The organism is Paracoccus sp. S4493, from assembly GCF_000967735.1.
Taxonomy (GTDB): domain Bacteria; phylum Pseudomonadota; class Alphaproteobacteria; order Rhodobacterales; family Rhodobacteraceae; genus Paracoccus; species Paracoccus marcusii.
Window position 1 is genome coordinate 1 of record NZ_JXYF01000479.1, and the last position, 644, is coordinate 644.

Here is a 644-nt window from a genome sequence, read left to right on the forward strand (position 1 = left end):
GCTGATGGAGAAGGTCATCAACTTCACCGACTTCACCGAGGAAAACGACCCTTGGGAGGATCATTCCTTTGGTCGCGTGGAGGCCGATGGTGCGGCGATCTTCTGGAAGATCGACCTCTACGACACCGCCTACACCTACGGCGCGACGATGCCCGATTGTGCCTGTGACCCCGACCAGACGCGCCGTGTCCTGACGCTCTACCTGCCGTCCGAACACTGACCAGAGATCGGCCTGCTTTCGCTCCGTGAGCAGGCCGGTGCTTCCCGCAGCTTCAACCGGAAAGGGGGTGAACACATGAGCAAAGCAATCTTTGAACAGCGCCTCGCGGAAGCATGGGCGCTTGTCAGGAAGGGCGATGATTTTGGGATCGGCCGCCGCTTCCTGAACCAGCACGGGGCCGTTTAAGCCCCCCGCCTTGTCCTGCCCTCACACTGGACAAGGCACCCATAACATAATCGTCGCACACAGGAATGCCACCAATGAAAACCGAAATTATCGCCGCCGCCCCGATCCAGTATTTCCCGCTGGCCCAACTCTACGTCTCCGACCTGAACCCGCGTCAGGACGCGGACCCGGAGGGGATCGACCTGCTGGCCGACAGCCTTGCCATGATCGGCCTGATCCAGAACCTGTCCGGCACCGT

General features: G+C 60.7%; 1 protein-coding gene. It reads left to right on the forward strand.

What is annotated here, in order from left to right:
* The coding region (locus TW83_RS18605) for a DUF3768 domain-containing protein (protein WP_045984277.1) at nt 1–220 on the forward strand (220 nt) is incomplete at its 5' end.
* Between the last annotated feature and the right edge of the window lie 424 nt (nt 221–644).